General features: G+C 64.2%; 16 protein-coding genes. 12 read left to right on the top strand and 4 right to left on the bottom strand.

The genetic code is table 11. From position 1 onward, the window contains the following. Positions 1-753: 753 nt before the first annotated feature. A complete protein-coding gene (gene serB / locus NCT32_RS07650; protein ID WP_061121539.1) occupies positions 754-1593 on the bottom strand; it encodes a phosphoserine phosphatase SerB in 840 nt (279 codons plus the stop codon). Between the two features lie 47 nt (positions 1594-1640). Then, entirely contained in the window at positions 1641-2597 is a 957-nt protein-coding gene (locus NCT32_RS07645) for a LysR family transcriptional regulator (protein ID WP_061121538.1), read from the bottom strand. 100 nt (positions 2598-2697) lie between these two features. Between NCT32_RS07645 and NCT32_RS07640 the strand changes: the two genes are divergently transcribed. From NCT32_RS07640 to NCT32_RS07590, 11 genes are all read left to right on the top strand, one after another. Continuing rightward, complete coding sequence (locus tag NCT32_RS07640; protein WP_061121537.1) at positions 2698-3714, top strand: zinc-binding alcohol dehydrogenase family protein; 1017 nt, start codon at positions 2698-2700, stop codon at positions 3712-3714. Positions 3715-3865: 151 nt separating this feature from the next. Next, positions 3866-4417: a DUF6013 family protein gene (locus tag NCT32_RS07635; RefSeq protein WP_061121536.1), complete on the top strand. Its 552-nt coding sequence runs from the start codon at positions 3866-3868 to the stop codon at positions 4415-4417. Between the two features lie 307 nt (positions 4418-4724). Continuing rightward, complete coding sequence (locus tag NCT32_RS07630) at positions 4725-5645, top strand: Ku protein (RefSeq protein ID WP_061121535.1); 921 nt, start codon at positions 4725-4727, stop codon at positions 5643-5645. 36 nt (positions 5646-5681) lie between these two features. Continuing rightward, positions 5682-8408, top strand: a complete 2727-nt coding sequence (ligD, locus tag NCT32_RS07625; protein WP_250490079.1) for a DNA ligase D — start codon at positions 5682-5684, stop codon at positions 8406-8408. A gap of 19 nt (positions 8409-8427) precedes the next feature. After that, positions 8428-8733 (top strand): hypothetical protein, encoded by a 306-nt coding sequence (locus tag NCT32_RS07620; protein WP_409241424.1) that lies wholly within the window; start codon positions 8428-8430, stop codon positions 8731-8733. Positions 8734-8936: 203 nt separating this feature from the next. Beyond that, complete coding sequence (locus NCT32_RS07615) at positions 8937-9563, top strand: biliverdin-producing heme oxygenase (RefSeq protein WP_250490078.1); 627 nt, start codon at positions 8937-8939, stop codon at positions 9561-9563. Beyond that, positions 9563-11932 (top strand): ATP-binding protein, encoded by a 2370-nt coding sequence (locus NCT32_RS07610; RefSeq protein ID WP_250490077.1) that lies wholly within the window; start codon positions 9563-9565, stop codon positions 11930-11932. The genes NCT32_RS07615 and NCT32_RS07610 overlap by 1 nt, the downstream gene beginning before the upstream one ends. After that, positions 11925-12389 carry a response regulator gene (locus tag NCT32_RS07605; RefSeq protein WP_250490076.1) on the top strand — a complete coding sequence of 155 codons (465 nt, stop codon included), beginning with the start codon at positions 11925-11927 and terminating at the stop codon, positions 12387-12389. The genes NCT32_RS07610 and NCT32_RS07605 overlap by 8 nt, the downstream gene beginning before the upstream one ends. A gap of 74 nt (positions 12390-12463) precedes the next feature. Continuing rightward, positions 12464-14401, top strand: coding sequence for a response regulator (locus tag NCT32_RS07600; protein ID WP_061121530.1), 1938 nt, complete (start codon positions 12464-12466; stop codon positions 14399-14401). A 144-nt stretch (positions 14402-14545) separates the two neighbouring features. After that, on the top strand, positions 14546-15016 hold the full coding sequence (locus tag NCT32_RS07595) for a VOC family protein (RefSeq protein ID WP_061121529.1): 471 nt from the start codon (positions 14546-14548) through the stop codon (positions 15014-15016). A 29-nt stretch (positions 15017-15045) separates the two neighbouring features. Then, positions 15046-15522 carry a VOC family protein gene (locus NCT32_RS07590; protein WP_061121528.1) on the top strand — a complete coding sequence of 159 codons (477 nt, stop codon included), beginning with the start codon at positions 15046-15048 and terminating at the stop codon, positions 15520-15522. 1 nt (position 15523) lies between these two features. Here the strand turns inward: NCT32_RS07590 and NCT32_RS07585 are convergent, their stop codons facing one another. Then, the gene (locus NCT32_RS07585) at positions 15524-16339 is read right to left on the bottom strand and encodes an ABC transporter permease (protein WP_061121527.1); all 816 of its coding nucleotides are present in this window, start codon (positions 16337-16339) and stop codon (positions 15524-15526) included. Next, positions 16336-17049 carry an ATP-binding cassette domain-containing protein gene (locus tag NCT32_RS07580; protein WP_250490075.1) on the bottom strand — a complete coding sequence of 238 codons (714 nt, stop codon included), beginning with the start codon at positions 17047-17049 and terminating at the stop codon, positions 16336-16338. Before NCT32_RS07580 ends, NCT32_RS07585 begins: the two co-directional genes overlap by 4 nt. A 161-nt stretch (positions 17050-17210) precedes the next feature. Between NCT32_RS07580 and NCT32_RS07575 the strand changes: the two genes are divergently transcribed. Further along, positions 17211-19583, top strand: coding sequence for an AsmA family protein (locus tag NCT32_RS07575; protein ID WP_250490074.1), 2373 nt, complete (start codon positions 17211-17213; stop codon positions 19581-19583). Positions 19584-19588 lie beyond the last annotated feature (5 nt).

The following is a 19588-nucleotide window of genomic DNA, read 5'->3' as shown; positions in this document are numbered from 1 at the left end:
GAGCTCGAGGCTCAGTCAACTGTTCGGGTTCAAAGCGGTAAGGAGAAGCGGCGCCACCAGCTTTCTTTCGGGCTGCGGGCCCATGTAACACAAACGGGCTACCGCTTCGAGTAAGTGGAAAGATAGTTTCCGAATACTTGGAGTCAATATACAAGTAACCAAAGAAAGCAGCTCGATACGCCCGCGGTCACACGCAGTTTGGCCATGCTTGCCAGCCGGTCGTGGGCTGCCTAAGTGTCGCCCTCACAAGACTAACCGGGCTTGGCTCGCGCACGGTCTGTCGCCGCGCGCCACACAACAAACTGGTTCAGCACCAAAAGGCTCCGGCCCGCTTCGCGGCCGACCGGTCAATTGGGTCTGCCCGAACTTTCGTTACTAACGCCTCCATCTCACTGCAAGTGCAGACCGATGTTGTCCCTTGCAGACCCGGCGGCAGCGCGTAGCGCTGTGCCGAAGCTATTTGGTGCTGAACCAGCAAGTGGAGTGGTGCGATGAGACAGACCGTGCGCGAGCCAAGCCCGATTGGGTCTATGAGGGCGACACTTAGGCAGCCCACGGTCACCTGGCAAGCATGGTCAAACTGCGTGTGACCGCGGGCTTAACGAGCTGCTTTCTTTGGTTACTTTCTTTGCAGCAGCAAAGAAAGTGACTGCGGCCCCGCACAGGGGCAACGCTAATAAACCACAAACAAAACGGGATCCGGCGAATGCCTGAGTGAACGGCAATACCCCCCACGCGCCGTTTCCAAACCGTTCAGAACAGCCGCAACAATCCGTCGAGCCCGACAAAGTTAAACGCGACGCTCGCCGACTGCCGCACGACCGGCTTCGCACGGAACGCCACCGACAAGCCGGCTTCGGCCATCATCTTCAGATCGTTCGAGCCGTCGCCCATCGCAATGGCGCGCTTCGGATCGATGCCGATCTTCGCGCAAGTCTCGATCAGCGTGCGCGCCTTCACCTCCGCATTCACGATGTCGCCGGCGACCTTGCCGGTCAGCTTGCCATCGACGATCTCGAGCGTGTTCGCTCGCGTGTAATCGAGCCCGAGGCGCGCCTTCAGCCGCTCGGTGAAGAACGTGAACCCGCCCGACACGAGCAGCGTCTTCAAGCCGGCGGCCCGCGCGCCTTCGAGCATCCGTTCCGCGCCCGGCGAAAGCGCGAGGCGTTCTTCGTAGACACGTTCCAGCGCGCTCGCGTCGAGGCCCTTCAGCAGCGCGACACGCCGCGTGAGGCTTTCGTTGAAATCCTTGATCTCGCCGCGCATCGACGCTTCCGTGATCGCCGCGACCTCGGCCTTCAGCCCGCAGAAATCGGCGATCTCGTCGATGCATTCGATCGTGATGAGCGTCGAGTCCATGTCCATCGCGACGAGGCCGAAATCCGCGAGTTTCGCGTTCGGTTCGACGTAAGCGTAGTCCAGTCCATGCGCGCCGCAGTAGGCGTCGATATCGGGGCGCTGAAGCGGATCGGCGTCGATCAGGCGCAGCAGCGCGTCGTCCACGCGTCGAGTCTCTTGCGAGCCCGCGAGCGCAGCGAGCGGCCGCAAATGTGAATCGGAGATCGGGGCGGGGCTTTGAATGACGAGATTCATCGGGATGCAAGCGAACGAAGACAAGAAACCGCCATTGTAAAGAACCTTCAGCGCTGCACGCGCGCCGGATCGACGTCCCAGTAAGGCGGCTCGCCGAACTGCGCCGCCAGGAAGTCGATGAACGCGAGCGTCTTCGGCGGCACGAACGCGCGGCTCGGATACACGGCCCAGATAGCGACGGTCTGCGCGAGCGGATAGTCATCGAGCACGGTGACGAGTTCGCCGCTCGCGAGCAGGGGCGCGACGCTCCACGTCGATTTGAGCCCGATGCCGATACCCGCCGCGAGCGCATCGCGGATCACTTCGCCGTTATCCGTCACGAGCCGCCCCGACACGCGCACGTCGATCACGCCGGTCGGCGTCACGAAACTCCAGTCGCGCTGATCGGCGAGTATCACGCATTCGTGCCCGGCGAGATCGGCCGGATGACGCGGCGTGCCGTGCGCGGCGAGATACGCGGGCGACGCGCACAGCACGCGCCGGTTGCTCGCGAGCTTCCGGGCGACGAGCGTCGAATCCTTCAGCGCACCGATGCGGATCGCGAGGTCGATGCCTTCATCGACGAGATCGACGATCTGGTCGGTCATGCGCAACTCGACCGTCACGCCGGGATACGCGCGCAGAAACGCGGGAATGAGCGGCGAGATGTGCTGGCGACCGAGCGACGAGGGCATCGTCACGCGCAGGCGGCCGTGCGGATGCGCCCGTGCGCGCCCGACCGACGCGCGCGCGGCCTCGGCGGCGTCGAGCAGCTCGCGCGCGTGCGCCGCGAAGATTTCGCCTTCCTGCGTGACGGAAACGCGCCGCGTCGTGCGATGCAAAAGCCGCGTGCCGAGCATGCGCTCCAGCCCCGCGATGCGCGCGCTCGCCACCGCGGGCGATAAGCCGAATTCACGCGCCGCCGACGACAGATTCGCGAGCGCCGCCGCACGCATGAACAGGCCGACATCGAGCAGATCGAGCCGTTCGCGGTGTGTGCCGTCCGTCAAAGGATCGCTCGCCATTCGATGGATTTCCCGAAAAATGTTTCATGGATTATGACCGTTTTCCAGAGAGCGATCGGGCAGTATGATCAATTCAACATCCACTTCACGGAGCACGAACATGAAAGCCATCGGCCTCACGCGGTACCTTCCGATTTCCGATCCCGAATCGCTCGTCGACATCGAGCTCGACAAGCCCGCGCCGACGGGCCGCGACCTGCTCGTGAAAATCGAGGCGATCGCCGTCAATCCCGTCGACACGAAAGTGCGCGCGCCGAAGGACAAGGTCGAAGCAGCGCCGCGCGTGCTCGGCTGGGACGCGGCGGGCGTCGTGGAGGCGGTCGGGCCCGAGGTCACGCTGTTCAAAGCCGGTGACCCGGTCTACTACGCGGGGGACATCACGCGGCAGGGCGCGAACAGCGAGTTCCATCTGATCGACGAGCGTATCGTCGGCGCGAAGCCGAAGTCGCTCGATTTCACCTGCGCCGCCGCGCTGCCGCTCACGACCATCACCGCGTGGGAAGCGCTCTTCGAGCGGCTGCGCGTGTCGGCGGAAGGCAAGGATGCGGGCAAGTCGGTGCTGATCATCGGCGGGGCGGGCGGCGTTGGCTCAATCGGCATCCAGCTCGCCAAGCGCGTCGCGAAGCTTCAGGTGATCGCCACGGCCTCGCGGCCCGAATCGGCGAAATGGGCGGAGGATCTCGGCGCGGATTACATCGTCAATCACTTCGGGGACATTCCGAAGCAAATGAAGGACATCGGCTTCCCGCAAGTGGATTACGTGCTGATCTTCAACGACACCGACAAGCATTTCCCCGCGGCCGCCGAAGTCATCAAGCCGCAGGGCGGCATCGCGACCATCGTCGAGAACGCGAAGCCGGTGCCGGTCGAATTGCTGAAATCGAAGAGCGCGGCGTTTCATTGGGAGTTCATGTTTACGCGCGCGATGTTCAAGACGCCCGACATGATCGAGCAGCACAAACTGCTTTCCGAAGTGGCGCGGCTGATCGACGCAGGCACGATCCGCACGACCGTCGGCCGCGATCTCGGCAAGATCAATGCGGCGAATTTACGCGAGGCGCATCGGCTGCTCGAAGAAGGGCGCACGGTCGGCAAGCTCGTGCTGACCGGCTTCTGAGCGCGCATTGACGAACGTCATCGACCTCTCTGCGCACGCGGGTTTTCCACTAGGATGAGCCGGGATGCAGGGCGCTAGACTGAAACCGCCCGCAGTACGCCGGCGCCGCGTGGCGCCGGCCTTCCTTAGCGCTCGTTACGGAGGTGGCGACATGAGTCGTCGTTTGATCGTTCGTCGCATCGTTTCCGTCGCTGCGCTCGCAATGTTCGCAGCGACAGCCCACGCGACGCCAGGCATCAAGGTTCTCTCCGAAGCGCCCAATGACGGCCCCATCAGGTACACGGTGAAGATGGCGTCGAAGAGTTTCGGCAACGAGCAGGAAACGCGTACCATCCGCTCCGGCCAGACCGACGACTTCACCTGGCAGGGCACAGCACCGGGCGGGGCGCAGGCCGTGCCGGATGACTGCCCGCAGGCGGCGTCGGTGCCAAAGAGCGCAAACGGCCAGGCGGTGCGGCAGGTGCAGATCCGCTTCGCGCCGGTCGTCGCCGACAACGGTTCCGCGAATGTGCAGATCAGCTTTCGCGCCTACGCGCCGAAGGGCACGAGCAAGGTGACCGTGGGCGGTAAAACTCTGCAATGTCCGGTCGACAATCGTTTCAGCCAGATCGTGCGTTTCTCGATGCCGACGTCCACGGGCTCGAAGAAAACCGTCACGCTCGACGACGGCACGCAGTTGACCGTCACCGCGAGCCGTAAATAACCGTCATCGTCATGACGTGCCGATTTCGATCGGCCTATTTAGTAGCTAGCTTGCAACTAACGGTCTTTATCTCCTCAACCTCCGAATTCCCCGCGTTCGGTCACCCTCAGTAAAGCCTACAGATCGGTGAGCCGAATCGTTTCGCGGTAAACCTGATTGTCCATGCGCTGCGCACGTCCGGGCTTGCGCGCCTTCTGGCACGCTTCGTGCGATTCTCGTCGATACCGCGCGAATGGCGGTGCGAAAACGCCTCGGCGCGAGCGCCCGGGCGAACCCATCGACTCGATCCGACAGCGAAGGTGCCGTGATGCCGCACATGATCTGGAAAGGCGCGATCAGCTTCGGGCTGGTCCACGTCCCCGTACAACTCTATCCGGCGACGCAGTCGGAGAAGGTCGGCTTCAACCTCCTCGACAAGCGCTCGATGGATCCGATCGGCTACAAGCAGATCAACAAGAACACGGGCAAGGAAGTCACGCGCGATGACATCGTGCGCGGCTTCGAGTACGAGAAGGGAAAGTATGTCGTGATGACCGACGCCGAAATCCGCGCGGCCAATCCCGAATCGACGCAGACGGTCGACATCCTCGCCTTCGTCGATGCGCCCGAAATCTCCTTTCTGTCGCTCGATACGCCTTACTATCTCGCGCCCGATCGCAAGGGCGAAAAGGTCTACGCGCTCTTGCGCGACGCACTGAAGGACACCGGCAAGGTCGGCATCGCGAGCGTCGTGCTGCATAACAAGCAGCATCTCGCGGCGTTGATCCCCGTCGGTCCCGCGCTCGCGCTCAATACGCTGCGCTGGGGCGACGAAGTGCGCGACTTCAGCCAGTTCAAGTTCCCCGACGAAGACACGAAGAAGGCCGGCGTCACGCCGAAGGAACTGGAGATGGCAAAACGCCTCATCGACGACATGAGCGACTCATGGGATCCAGCGAAATATCACGACACCTTCAAGGACGACATCATGGCGCTCGTCGACAAGAAGGTGAAGGAAGGCAAGATCGCCGAAGTGATGAAGATCGAAGAGGGCGGCGAAGAAAAAGCGTCCGCCGAGATTCTGGATCTGTCGGAGTTGCTCAAGCGCAGTCTGAAGAAAGGCGGCGCGCCCAAACGCGGCGCCAAGGCCGCGCAATCCGATGACGAAACCGGTGACGACGCCGGCGACGAATCCAGTGAAGAAAAGGCGCGCCCGGCACGCAAGACGACGCGTCGCAAGCGCGCGTGAGCGCCGGAGTCACGCATAGGTCACGCATAGACGACGATGGCTGACAAACTCGATACCTATCAGCGCAAGCGCAGCTTCGACAAGACGCCTGAGCCGTCCGGCGCCGCGAAACGCAGTGCGCGCGCGAAGCAACCCGCGGATCAGGCGCTGTCGTTCGTGATTCAGGAACACGACGCGCGCCGTCTTCATTACGACTTCCGTCTCGAGCTCGACGGCACGCTCAAATCGTGGGCGGTGCCCAAAGGGCCGAGCCTCGATCCATCGGTCAAGCGGCTCGCGGTGCATGTCGAAGATCATCCGCTCGACTACGGCTCCTTCGAAGGCGACATTCCCGAGGGCAATTACGGCGCAGGCAGCGTCATCGTATGGGATCGCGGCACGTGGGCGCCGCAGTCGGGCAGCATCGAGGAAGCCGCGCGCGAGTACGAGAAAGGCAAGCTCAAGTTCATCCTCGACGGCGAAAAGCTGCACGGCGGCTGGACGCTCGTGAAGAGTCACATGCGCGGCAGCGGCGACAAGGAGCAGTGGCTGCTCATCAAGGAACGGGACGACGAAGCGCGTCCCGAAGCCGAATACGACATCCTGCTGAAGAAGCCTGGCAGTGTGATGTCGGCATCGCTCGGCGCGCGCGACAAGAGCGGTGCCATTCGCGAGCGCACCGAACGCAAGGCCGCCGCGAAGAAAGCGCCGGCACGAAAAACGATCAGCAAGGAAGCGAACGGACACGCGCATCCGGATATCGTCGCGAATCGCAGCGATGAGTCGTTGCGCACGTTGTCGCACGAACCCGCGATCGAAGGCGCAGTCAAGGCGAAGCTGCCCGCGACTTTCAAGCCGCAGCTCGCGACGCTCGTCGATGCCGCGCCTCCCGGCGATGATTGGGCATACGAAATAAAGTTCGACGGCTATCGCATACTCGCGCGCGTTGAAACGATCAAGGGCAAGCGCGAGATCCAGATCTTCACGCGCAACGGCAACGACTGGACCGCGAAGTTTTCGAAGCAGGTGAAGGCGCTCGACAGGCTCGATATCGAAAGCGGCTGGCTCGACGGTGAAGCCGTGGTGCTCGACGATCGCGGCCTGCCCGATTTTCAGGCGCTGCAAAACGCGTTCGACGTGGGACGCCCGCAGGACATCGTCGTGTATTTCTTCGACGTGCCATATCTGAACGGCTACGACCTGCGCAACGTGCCGATCGTGCAGCGCCGCGCGATTTTGAAGGCGCTCATCGAGCCTGTCGACGATCCTGTTTTGCGCTATTCGCGGGACTTCGCCTTTCACGCCGACGATCTTCTCAAGAGCGCATGCGACATGGCGCTCGAAGGGATCATCGGCAAGCGTATCGACAGCACGTATGTCTCGGGGCGAAGCGCGTCGTGGATCAAGCTCAAGTGCCGTCGCCGGCAGGAGTTCGTCATCGGCGGCTACTCGGAACCCTCGGGCAGCCGCGGGCAGTTCGGCGCGCTCCTGCTCGGCGTCTACGACACGCACGGCAAGCTGCAATACGCGGGGCGCGTGGGAAGCGGCTTCGATCACGCGACGCTCGTCGCAGTGAAGAAGGAACTCGACAAGCGCGAAGTGAAGCGCATGCCGTTCGCGAGCGAGCCGCAGGAACGCAGCCGCACGCCTGTGCATTGGGTGAAGCCCGAGCTCGTAGCCGAATGCAATTTCGCGGAATGGACCAAGGAGCGTATCGTGCGACAAGCCTCGTTCGTCAGCCTGCGGGACGATAAGCCCGCGCGTCAGATCGTGAAGGAAGAGCCGGCATCGGCGAAGAAGGTGGCATCGAAGACGGCCGCTAAGAAAACACCTGTAAAGAAGACGCCTGCAGAGAAGACGGCGACGAAGGCCAGGACGAGTTCGGCCGAAATCGAAGGCGTGAAGATCAGCCATCCGGATCGCGTAATCGACAAATCGACCGGCTTGCGCAAGATCGATGTCGTCGAGTACTACGCGTCGGTCGCCGACTGGATGCTGCCGCATCTGAAGGACCGGCCGGTGTCCCTCGTGCGGGCGCCGGAGGATATCGGCGGCGAGCTGTTCTTTCAGAAGCACAGCGCGAAGCTCGCGATTCCGCATATCACGCAGCATCCCGATATCGATCCGGGGCATCCGCCGCTGCTGACGATCGAATCGTCGCAGGCGCTCGTCGGCACCGCGCAGATGGGCACGATCGAGCTGCATACATGGAACGCGGTGGCATCGAACATCGAGAAGCCGGATCGCATGGTGTTCGATCTCGATCCGGGCGAAGGCGTCGGGTGGGAACGCATGGTCGAGGCCGCGAAGCTGACGAAGGATCTGCTCGCCGAACTCGGCCTCACGTCGTTCTGCAAGACGAGCGGCGGCAAGGGCTTTCATGTGGTCGTGCCGCTCGCGAAGCAGGCGGGCTGGGACGAGATGAAGGCGTTCTCACAGGCGGTCGCGCAGCATATGGCGAGCACGCTGCCCAAGCTCTTCTCCGCGAAGATGGGCATGCAGAACCGCAAGGGCAAGATCTTCATCGACTATCTGCGCAACAACCGCGGGTCGAGCACGGTCGCGGCGTTTTCGCTGCGCGCGCGGCCGGGGCTCGGCGCGTCGATGCCGCTTTCGTGGGATGAACTCGACGACGTGAAGAGCGGCGATCAATGGAGCATCGGCAACGTGCGCGAGCGGCTCGATACGTTGCAGGGCGATCCTTGGGCGGGCTACGACAAGGCGCGTCAAAGAATCACGGCCGAGATGAAGAAGCGGCTCGGCATGGACGGCTCGCGCAAGTGAGCGTCCACACAGGGAGACGATGATGAAGCAGACGAACATCACGCCGGCGAGCGCGCCCGAACGCGGACGCGAGATGGCGAGCAAGGACCGCGAGACACAGGCGCATGACGATGCGTCGAAGGCGCCGCTGCCTCACGAGACGGATCAGAACGTCGAATCGCAGCATGAGGACCAAGCGCGCGACGTCGGCACGCAGGCCCACGAAGACATCGAACGCGGCCTCGTCGATACGGATCGACGAGGCGGCGGCGACTATCAGCGAGACACGCAGCGCGACGATCTTGCGAACGTCAACACCGACGAAAGGCGCTCGCGCGAGCCATGAACCGAACGGTGAAAGCCTTGGCGAATGGCACCGCGCAAGCCGCTTGCGTAGAATGAACCGTTGAACACGAGCAGGTCTGGAAGGCAACGTTTGCGGCGTTTTTTCTACCGATGCGCCCGATCCAGGTCCGCGCAAAACCGGTAAGCCCTTCCGATGTCTGCACTCTTTGCCCGCTTTACGGACCGAAGCCAACATAACGGAACATGCCCCTCGAACTTCTGTCCCGTCTGAAGAACGAAACCGCCGCGTGCCATGCGCGGCTCGAGAATGCACTCGACCTCATGCGGGACGACCTGCGTCGCGACGAGTACATTGCGCTGCTCGAACGATTCTATGGCTACGTCGCGCCTTGGGAAGATGCGGTAGCCGCGTGCATGCCGGCATCGCTCTCCGACTTTTTCGATGCGCGCCGCAAGGCGACGCTACTTGCCGCCGACCTCGCCGCGCTGACAGGCGAGACACAGTACGTCGCTTGCGTGCAGCAGGCCGATGCACACGATGATCTGCCGCGCATGCGCAACATCGGCGATGCGTTCGGCTCGATGTACGTGATGGAAGGCAGCACGCTCGGCGGGCGTTTCATCGCGCCTCATGTCGCCGAGCGTCTCGATCTCGCGCCGGGACGTGGCAATGCCTATTTCGACGGCTATGGCCCGCGCACGGGCAGCATGTGGAAGGCGTTTCGCGAGACCGCGGCGGCAAGCGTGCCCGAACGCCATTACGACGATGCGGTGAAAGCCGCCATCGCCACCTTCGACAGCCTGCACGCGTGGCTGTGCCCCGAAACGGCCGATGTCGGGCGTTTGCAGCCAGCGCCCGGAGCTGTCTGATGAGCGCCGCAAGCGAGCCGCCCATCGGCGCAGGGGCTTTGCACGACGCATCGAAGGGACCGCCCGATGCCGAAGCACGCCGGCGCACGCTCAGTTCGGGCGTCGCGAGCAAGGACTGCGATGCCGAGCCGATCCACATTCCCGGCGGCATCCAGCCGCACGGCTTTCTGCTCGTGCTCGGCGACGACCTGCGCATCGTGCAGGTAAGCGAAAACCTTGCATCGCTGACAGGCGCGCACGTCGACGCATTGCTCGGCGAGCCGCTCGATGCCGTGATCGGCGCGGCGGGTGCGCAACGTATCGCGCAGGCGGCGGCCACCTCTGTGCTCGAGGACGCGCCGCTATATATCGGCCCGATCGACGTGACGCCTTCGTCCTCCGAACGCTCGCTGCGTTTCGATGTCACGATGCATCGTCACGAGGGCACGCTCATCGTCGAAATGGAAACCGCCGCCGCCACCGGCGACGCGTTCGCATCCATGTATCCGCTCGTGCGCACGTTCGCGCGCGGACTCCAGGAGGCGGCGACCGTGCAGGCGCTCGCCGAGCTCGCCGTGCGCGAAGTGCGGGGGATCACGCGTTTTGGCCGCGTGATGCTCTACAGCTTCGACGAGGAAGGCCGCAGCCACGTGCTCGCCGAAGACCGCGACGAGGCTTATCCGTCGTTCCTGCATCAGTTTTTCCCCGCGTCGGACATTCCGCGCCAGGCGCGCGCGTTGTATCTGAAGAACCGCATCCGCCTCGTCGTCGACGTGAACTACACGCCCGCGCGGCTCGTGCCAAGTGTGAACCCGGCCACTGGCCGTCCCACCGATCTCACGTACGCGACGCTGCGCAGCTTCTCGCCGGTGCATCTGGAATACATGCGCAACATGGGGACGCACGCTTCGATGTCCGTGTCGATCGTCGTGCGCGGGCAGTTGTGGGGACTCATCTCGTGTCACGATCACGACGCGCGCATCGTGCCGTTCAACACGCGCGTCGCGGTCGAGCATCTCGGGCACATGCTGTCGTTGCAGATCGAAGCGAAGGAGGAGCGCGCCGAAGGCGAGTATCTGGCCGCGCTGCGCCGCACGATGGGCCGTCTGATTTCCGCGATGGGCGAGCACGAGAACTTCGTCGCGGGTTTGCAGGCGGTGCCGAACGACGTATTGAGCTTCGCGCGCTCGGCGGGCGCGGCGATCGTCTTCGACGATCAGATCACGCTGCTCGGCTCGACCCCCGACGAGGACACTGTGCGCGCGCTCACGAACTGGCTCGCCGAGAACACGACCGGCGTGTGGGCGACGGATTCGCTCGCGCGCGAATGGGCGCCCGCCAAGGCGCACGAGGACAACGCGTGCGGCGTGCTCGCGGTGCCGGTCTCGCAGATCTTTCGCAACTATCTGCTATGGTTCAGGCCCGAAATGATGCAGACGATCAAGTGGGCGGGCGAGCCGGTCAAAATAGCAGGCGCCGATGGCGCGAGCACGCCGCGCACGAGCTTTTCGCCGTGGCTCGAGACGGTGCGCGGACATTCCGCAATGTGGCGTCAGGGCGAACTCGAACTCGCCGGCGAATTGCGCGGCGCGCTGCTGAACATCGTGCTGCGCCGCGCGGAAGAGCGCGCCGAACTCGCGACCGAACTTGCACGCGCGAACAAGGAGCTGGAAGCGTTCTCCTATTCCGTGTCGCACGACCTGCGCGCGCCGCTGCGCCATATCGCGGGCTACGGCGATCTGCTGCGCGAGCAGGAAGGCGAGCGCATGTCGGACAAGGGCCGGCGCTTCATGAACAACATGCTGGAGTCGGCGCGTTTTGCGGGCACGCTCGTCGACGATCTATTGACGTTCTCGCAGATGGGCCGCGCGGCGCTCAGGCCGGCCCCGGTCGATCTCGGGCAGCTCGTGCGCGGCGTCGTCCAGGAGTTCGAGGCGGAAGGCGCGGGACGGCGCATCGAATGGGTCATCGGCGAGCTGCCGCGCGTCACCGGCGACGCCGCTTTCCTGCAGCTCGCCGTGCGCAACCTCATTTCGAACGCCGTGAAATATACGCGGACGCGGGAATCGGCGAAAATCGAGATATTCGCGACCCGAAACGGCGATGAATACGTGATCGGCGTGCGCGACAACGGCGTCGGCTTCGACATGAAGTACGGCGCGAAGCTGTTCGGCGTGTTTCAGCGGCTGCATCGCGCGGAAGAGTTCGAGGGCACGGGCATCGGGCTTGCCAACGTGCGGCGCATCGTCGAGCGCCACGAAGGGCGCACATGGGCCGAAGGGCGGCCGGGAGAGGGCGCGGTATTCTATTTCTCCTTGCCGGTCGTATTCCGCCATGCGAATGGAACGCAGGGCGGCCCAGGTACAAAGTCAAGAAAAGACCATGCTTAAACCGATTTTGCTCGTCGAAGACAATCCAAACGACCTCGAGCTCACACTCGTTGCGCTCGACAAGAGCCAGCTCGCGAACGAAGTGATCGTCGCGCGCGACGGCCAGGAAGCCATCCACTATCTCACCTGCGAAGGCGAGTGGAAGGAGCGCGCGCCCGGCAATCCGGCGGTGATCCTGCTCGACCTGAAGCTGCCGAAAATCGATGGTCTCGAAGTGCTCGACATGATCCGCTCGAATGCGTCGCTGAAGAGCGTTCCGGTGGTCATGCTGACGTCCTCGCGCGAGGAACAGGATCTCGTGCGCAGCTACGAGCTCGGCGTGAACGCCTACGTCGTCAAGCCCGTGGAATTCGCCGAGTTCGTCGAGGCGATCAGCGACCTCGGCGTATTCTGGGCGGTCCTCAACGAACCGCCGCCGGGCTCGACACGCTTCCGGCGGCCGCCGGCCGCGCAATGATTGCAGCGCCCATGTTCGCGAACTCGCCCGGTCCGATGCGCCAGCAGGCGTCCTTTGAAGAGGACGTCTAGATCATGCAGCCCCTGCATCTGCTTCTCGTCGAAGACAACGCACTGGATGCGGAGCTGACGATCGCCCAGCTGGAGCGCGCGGATTACGCCGTCGATGCGTCGATCGTGTACGACTCCGCGGCGTTCATCGCCGAGCTCGGGAAAAAGCGCTTCGACGTCATCCTCGCCGATTTCGTGATGCCCACGTTTTCCGGCATCGAGGCCCTCACGATTGCGAGCGAGCGCTCGCCGGACACGCCGTTCATCTTCGTGTCGGGCTTGCTCGGCGAGGAGCATGCCGTCGACATGCTCAAGCGCGGCGCGACCGACTACGTGCTGAAGCAGCGACTGCAACGCCTGCCCGCGGTCGTGCGCCGCGCGATGCGCGAGAGCGCCGAGCGCGCGCAACGCATCGCGGTCGAGCGTGCGTTGCGCGAGACGGAGACGCACTTCCGCCTGCTCATCGACGCGCTGAAGGATTACGCCGTCATCACGCTCGATCCCGAAGGGCGCATCCGCACGTGGAACGCGGCGTCCGAGCGCATTCTGGGCTTTCCGGCGCAGGACGTGCTCGGCCAGTCCGCGAGCATCTTCTATGCGCAGGAAGACCGCGAAGCCGGCGTATTCGATGCCGAGCTGGAGACGGCGCGGCGCGAAGGCAGCGCGAGCGACGACCGCTGGCTCTGGCGCAAGGACGGCCATTCGTTCTTTGCCTCGGGCGTGACGACGGCGATCCGCAGCGAGCATGACGAGCTGATCGGCTTCTCGAAGATCGTGCGCGATGCGACCGACGCCCACATGGCCGCCGACGCGCTGCGCCTCGCGAAAGATCAGGCGGAATCCGCGAATCGCGCGAAGGACCATTTTCTGGCGGTGTTGTCGCATGAACTGCGCACGCCGCTCACGCCGATTCTCGCGGCCGTGCGCCTGCTCGAGATGAAGCATTCGCTGCCGCGCGAGGCGCATCCGACACTCGATCTCATCCGTCGCAATGTCGAGCTCGAAGCGCGTCTGATCGACGATCTGCTCGATCTTACGAGCATCGCGCGCGGCAAGCTGTCGCTCAATTTCGCGAGCGTCGCGCTCGATACCTTGCTGACGAGCGCGCTCGACATGTCCGAGGCCGATCTGCGCGCGAAGGGCCTCACGCTCGAAACGCGTTTCGATGCGGACCGGTTCGTCGTGCTCGGCGATGCCGCGCGCCTGCAGCAAATCGTCTGGAACCTGATGAAGAACGCGGTGAAGTTCACGCCGGCGGGCGGGCGCATCGACGTGCGTACCTGGAACCCCGACCCGTCGACGATCGCGGTTTCGGTGACGGACAGCGGCATCGGCATCAGCGCGGAGGCGCTGCCGCGCATCTTCTCCGCGTTCGAGCAGGCGGACGATTCGATCACGCGCTCGTTCGGCGGCCTGGGGCTCGGCCTCGCGATCGCGAGCACGCTGGCACAGAAGCACGGCGGCACGCTCTCCGCCTATAGCGAGGGGCGCGACACCGGTGCGCGCTTCACGCTCACGCTGCCGCTCGCGAGGGTCCAGCCCGCGCACGAGGACGCGCCGCTCGTCGAGGCCGCGAGTCGGGAGCAGGGGCGCGCGCTCAAGGTGCTGCTCGTGGAGGACAACGAGCAGACGTCATCGGCGATGGCCGAGGTGCTGGAAATGCTCGGCCACGAAGTGACAGTCGCCGTGACCGTCGCCCAGGCGCTCGAGCGCGCGCAGAGCGGGCCATTCGATCTGCTCGTCAGCGATATCGGCCTTCCGGACGGCAGCGGGCTCGACATCGCGCGCGCCTGGCAGACCGTTCAGCCCGACAAGCCTTCGGTGGCGATCACGGGTTACGGCATGGACGAAGACATTCGACGTTGCCGCGAAGCGGGTTTTCGCGACCATCTGACCAAGCCCGTCAATTTCTCGCGACTCGAGGCGCTCATTCAATCGCTCGCTGACCGGCCTTCGAAATAAGCTATCCCCCAAGGCGAATCCGCGGCTGCAAACAAAATTTGACGGTGGCGTGCGTAGTCGTGTCGATTGACCGGCTGTCCGTTCGTTGTAGCGTATGAGGGCCGCGCCAAACCCGGCGCGCTTCATCCACAACACGGAGCCGATATGTCCACTTCCGCTGTCAAGCCCATCCCCGAAGGCATGCATTCGCTGACCCCGCACCTCGTCTGCGCGGGCGCCGCCGAAGCGATCGAGTTCTACAAGCGCGCGTTCGACGCCGTCGAGCTCGGCCGCATTCCCGCGCCGGACGGCAAGCTCATGCACGCGATGGTCAGGATCGGCGATTCGACGCTGATGCTAGTCGATGAATTTCCGCAATACGGCTCGGTCGGTCCGAAGGCGCTGAAGGGATCGCCGGTCACGATCCACCTGTATGTCGAAGACGTCGACGCCACCGTGAAGCAGGCCGAAAGCGCGGGCGCGAAAGTGACGATGCCCGTCGCCGACATGTTCTGGGGCGATCGCTATGGGCGCGTGGAAGACCCGTTCGGCCATCAATGGTCGGTCGCGACGCACACGCGCGACGTCACGCCAGAGGAAATGAAGCAGGCGATGGGACAGCAACCGTGCGCGTGACGCACGATTCCACGAACGGAGATCCGCACATGCACAAGATTTCGCCCTGTCTATGGTTCGAACGCGCCAACGCCGAAGAGGCCGTGAACTTTTATGTCGATACCTTCAGGAATGCGCGCATCACGGAGATCATGCGTCATACGGAGTCGAGTCCAGGACCGGCGGGCAGTGTGCTCGCCGTCCTGTTCGAACTGGAAGGCGAGGCGTTCCTGGCGCTGAACGGCGGCTCGGAATTCAAGTTCACGCCAGCCATCTCGATGTTCATCAAATGCGACACGCAGGAAGAGATCGACCACTACTGGGACAAGCTGTTGGACGGCGGCCAGTCGATGGCCTGCGGCTGGCTCACGGATCGCTTCGGCGTGACGTGGCAGGTCGCGCCGAGGCGCCTGCTCAAGATGCTGCAGGACCCGGACCCGGTGAAAGCCGATCGCACCATGAAAGCGATGCGCGAGATGATCAAGCTCGATATCGCGGCGCTCGAGCGGGCTTACAACGGCGAGTGAGCTACGCGGGGCGCTTGCGGGGTTTTCGTTCCACCAGCTTCGACGCCATGAACCGGTGATCGGCCGAAAAGAGCCGCCGATACGTCAGCACGACGGCCCCGACCACGCCGAGCCCCGACGCCGCCGCAATCAGAAACATGATGACGATCTGATAGCGCACCGCCTGCAACGGCGACTGCCCGGCCAGCACCTGGCCCGTCATCATGCCCGGCAGGCTGACGAGACCGACCACGGCCATCTGGTTCAGGGTCGGAATCATGCCCGCGCGCACGGCCTGGCGCGCGGGCCCCTGCGCCGCTTCCCAGCGCGAGGCGCCGAGCGCAAGCGACATCTCGACCGCCGCGCGTCCGGCGGTCAGTTCCTCCGTCATGCGCTCGATGCCGAGCGACACGCCTGTCAGCGTGTTGCCGAGAATCATGCCGAGAATCGGGATGGCGTATTGCGGCTCGTACCACGGATGAATCCGAATCACGATGAAGAGCCCGAACGCGCCGATCAGCCACGAACTGCTCCAGATGGACACGATGCTGTCCGCGCGCTGGCCCGCGTATGTCCGCCGCCCGCGGCCGGATGCGGCAAAGCCGGCGATGATCGTCATCAACGCCATCAGCGGCAGCACCACATACCAGCGATCGAACGCAAACACCCAGCCGAGCACATAGCCGATCAGCAGCAGCTGGACGACGGTCCGGACCGCCGCGACGAGCAGCTTGCGCTCGAGCCCGAGATCGAGCGCGACCGACAGCGCGCCATTGACGACAATCAACGCCGCCGCGAGGCCGATATCGAAAAGACTGAGGTTCTGGTAGCCGCTCATCGCGTCTCGCCTCCGAGCACGCCCGCGTTCATCGTCAAATGACGCGTCGCGACGCGCCGCGCCTGCTCCGGGTCGTGCGACACCCAGATGCACGCGCGCTGCGGGCCGGCGTCGGACCAGGCGCCGACGAGCGCTTCGATCGAGCGCGCCGATGCCGGATCGAGCGATGCGGTCGGCTCGTCGAGGAGCAGCACATCCGGCGCGAGTTGCAGCACGCGCACGAGCGCCGCAATCTGCGCTTCGCCGCCCGACAGATCGCCCGCGAGCTTGTCGAGGAAGTCTGCGCCGCGCCCGGCCGCCTGCGCCAGCCGCATCGCCGTGTCGGGATCGAAATGCGCGTCCCGATAGGTTTTCAGCGTGAACGGATAGCGCAGATTGTCCTCGACGGTGCCATCGAGCATCGCGGGACGCTGCGCGATATAGGCGACGCGCCGCCGATAAGCCGGAATGCGCGAGCGCGCGATGCGCTCGCCGCGCCATGTGACATGGCCGGCGTCGCACGCATCGAGCAGCGCGAGCGTGCGCAGGAAGACGCTCTTGCCGGAGCCCGACGGCCCGGTGATCGCCGCGCGCTGGCCCGAATAAAGCGCGAAGTCCGTGGGATGCAGCAGCACCGCGCCCCGCAGGGCGTCGCGACGCACGACGCCGTGCGCGGCGACGAGTTCCACGGGAGGCGAAGGCGCAAAAAGCGGCGATGTCGCGTCGGGCATCGATTGATGTCGGGGTCTCGTTCTTCGGAGCCGACATCTTACGGACATTTCGGCGTTCAACGGCTGCTCAACGGCTGATCAACGACTACATAACCGCTACGCCCGCACGGGCACACTATGTGCTGCCGCACTCATGATGAGAAAAAACGGATGGAGCCGTCATGCCGCAGGCCAGAACGACCGGAAAAATCGGAAGGATCGTCGCATGGTTTTTTGCCGTTCTGGCGGTTCTGATCGCGATACTGGTAGTCATCTTCCTGACGTTCGACTGGAACCGTCTGCGGCCGTGGGTGGACGACAAAGTATCCGAGGCGATCGGCCGGCGCTTCGAAATCACGGGCGATCTGAAAGTGGGCTGGCGCCGTCCGCCCAACGAAACGGGCTGGAAACGCTGGGTGCCGTGGCCGCGGTTCTCCGCTGAAAAAATCACCATCGCCAATCCCGACTGGACGCGCCAGAAATTCTTCGCAACGCTCGACGAGATCGACTTTCAGGTGGCCGTGCTGCCGCTGCTCGCACACGACATCGTGGTGCCGACGATCAATCTCGTGAATCCGTCGATCGATATCGAGCGGCTCAAGGACAATCGCAACAACTGGACTTTCAAGTTCAAGCAGTCGACCGAGCCGTCCACCTGGAAGCTGAAGCTCGGCGATATCTCGCTCGCGAAGGGCACCGTCGACGTGCACGATGAAGTCACCAAGGCCGAGATGCAGGTCGTCGTCGATACGCTCGGGCAGCCCGTGCCGATCGGCGAGGCGATGAAGCAGCAGGAAGCGGCGTCCGCGAAGTCGTCGGCGGAAATGGTCGGCAAGAGCGGCGCGACAAAGCTCAACAAGCAGGCCGATGCGGCGGCGGCGTCCGAAGCGTCGGCGGCGTCGGCGGCATCGGCTGCTGCCGCCGCGAACGCGTCCGCGCCGAACCCGGCGAGCACGTCGGCGAATACCAGCATCACGACCAAGGAAGGGCCGAAGCCGCCGGTTCCGCCGTACGCGTTCGGCTGGAACGTGAAGGGCACGTACAACGGCGGCAAGGTGTCCGGCGACGGCAAGCTGGGCGGCGTGCTCGCCGTGCAGGACGCGACGCGTCCGTTCCCGGTGCAGGCCGACGTGCGCCTGGGCGATACGCATATTGCCTTTGTCGGCACCGTGACCGATCCCGCGCATCTCGCCGCGCTCGATCTGCGGCTGTGGATACAGGCCGTGAGCATGGCGCATCTCTATCCGTTCACCGGCGTGACGCTGCCCGAGACGCCGCCGTTCGCCACCGAAGGGCGGCTCACCGGCCAGTTCCGTGAAGACGGCAACGTGTTTCATTACGAGAACTTCACCGGGCGCGTGGGCGGCAGCGACATCAACGGATCGCTCGTCTATGCCGGGAAGAAGCCGCGGCCGCTCTTGCAGGGCGAGCTCGTGTCGCATCTGTTGCAGTTCAAGGATCTCGCGCCGATCATCGGCGCCGATTCCAACGCGAGCAAGGCCAAGCGCGGCGAGACGGAAAAGCAGCCGACGTCGAAGGCCCTGCCGACCGAAGAGTTCAAGACCGATCGCTGGAAGGCCATCGACGCCGACGTGAAGTTCACCGGCGAGCGCATCATCAAAAATCCGGATCTGCCGATCACCAACCTGTACACGCACGTTCTGATGACGAACGGCGTGCTCTCGTTCGAGCCGCTCAGGTTCGGCGTGGCGGGCGGCTCGCTCGCATCGAACATTCATCTCGACGGCAGCGCCGCGCCGCTCAAGGGCCGCGTGTCGGCGCAGGCACGGCATCTTAAGCTCAAGCAGCTTTTCCCGACCGTGAAGACGATGCAATCCGCGCTCGGGGAGATCAACGGCGATGCAGCGCTCTCCGCCACCGGCAATTCGCCCGCGGCGCTCGCGGCGACATCGAACGGCGAGGTGAAGGCGCTTATCACGCAGGGCACCGTCAGCCGTCTGTACATGGAGGCGGCGGGGCTGAACGTGGCGAACGTCGTGTATGAAAAGCTCTTCGGCAAGCGCGATGTGAACATCAACTGCGCGGCGGCGGATTTCGTCGTGACCGACGGCGTGCTCGATTCGCGCGTCTTCGCACTCGATACCGACGACGCGGTCATCAACGTCGACGGCACCATCAATCTCAAGACGGAGGACATGGATCTCGGCGTCCATCCGCACACGAAGGGCCTGCGCGTCTTCTCGTTGCGATCGCCCCTCTACGTGAAGGGCACGTTCAAGGATCCGCATGTCGGCGTGAGTCCGGTTCTGGCGTTGCGCGGTGCTGCCGCGGTGGGCTTGGGCCTCATCAATCCGTTCGCGGCCCTGATTCCGCTCATCGCGCCGAGCAACAACAAGCCGCTGCCTTGCCAGCAGATGCTCGCCGATATCGGACGACCGCCGAGCGCGCCGCCGGCCGGCCAGAAGCAGCAGGCGAAGGCGGCGCCGGCCTATATGTCCTCGGATGCGGCGGCGAGCGGCGCGGCGAAGGACAAGGGCGCGAAGAAGCCCGCCGCGCCTGCGCCGGCGAGTGCGGCGCAGTATCGGGGAAGTTGACCGGG

Origin of the sequence: Caballeronia sp. INML2 (assembly GCF_023631365.1) — a bacterium.
Classification (GTDB): Bacteria; Pseudomonadota; Gammaproteobacteria; order Burkholderiales; family Burkholderiaceae; genus Caballeronia; species Caballeronia turbans.
This window is presented reverse-complemented; position numbering and strand designations above follow the sequence as displayed.

Coding starts and splice junctions, on each gene's coding strand:
- serB (WP_061121539.1), bottom strand. CDS start 1,593: ATGAATCTCGTCATTCAAAGCCCCGCCCCGATCTCCGATTCACATTTG.
- NCT32_RS07645 (WP_061121538.1), bottom strand. CDS start 2,597: ATGGCGAGCGATCCTTTGACGGACGGCACACACCGCGAACGGCTCGAT.
- NCT32_RS07640 (WP_061121537.1), top strand. CDS start 2,698: ATGAAAGCCATCGGCCTCACGCGGTACCTTCCGATTTCCGATCCCGAA.
- NCT32_RS07635 (WP_061121536.1), top strand. CDS start 3,866: ATGAGTCGTCGTTTGATCGTTCGTCGCATCGTTTCCGTCGCTGCGCTC.
- NCT32_RS07630 (WP_061121535.1), top strand. CDS start 4,725: ATGCCGCACATGATCTGGAAAGGCGCGATCAGCTTCGGGCTGGTCCAC.
- ligD (WP_250490079.1), top strand. CDS start 5,682: ATGGCTGACAAACTCGATACCTATCAGCGCAAGCGCAGCTTCGACAAG.
- NCT32_RS07620 (WP_409241424.1), top strand. CDS start 8,428: ATGATGAAGCAGACGAACATCACGCCGGCGAGCGCGCCCGAACGCGGA.
- NCT32_RS07615 (WP_250490078.1), top strand. CDS start 8,937: ATGCCCCTCGAACTTCTGTCCCGTCTGAAGAACGAAACCGCCGCGTGC.
- NCT32_RS07610 (WP_250490077.1), top strand. CDS start 9,563: ATGAGCGCCGCAAGCGAGCCGCCCATCGGCGCAGGGGCTTTGCACGAC.
- NCT32_RS07605 (WP_250490076.1), top strand. CDS start 11,925: ATGCTTAAACCGATTTTGCTCGTCGAAGACAATCCAAACGACCTCGAG.
- NCT32_RS07600 (WP_061121530.1), top strand. CDS start 12,464: ATGCAGCCCCTGCATCTGCTTCTCGTCGAAGACAACGCACTGGATGCG.
- NCT32_RS07595 (WP_061121529.1), top strand. CDS start 14,546: ATGTCCACTTCCGCTGTCAAGCCCATCCCCGAAGGCATGCATTCGCTG.
- NCT32_RS07590 (WP_061121528.1), top strand. CDS start 15,046: ATGCACAAGATTTCGCCCTGTCTATGGTTCGAACGCGCCAACGCCGAA.
- NCT32_RS07585 (WP_061121527.1), bottom strand. CDS start 16,339: ATGAGCGGCTACCAGAACCTCAGTCTTTTCGATATCGGCCTCGCGGCG.
- NCT32_RS07580 (WP_250490075.1), bottom strand. CDS start 17,049: ATGCCCGACGCGACATCGCCGCTTTTTGCGCCTTCGCCTCCCGTGGAA.
- NCT32_RS07575 (WP_250490074.1), top strand. CDS start 17,211: ATGCCGCAGGCCAGAACGACCGGAAAAATCGGAAGGATCGTCGCATGG.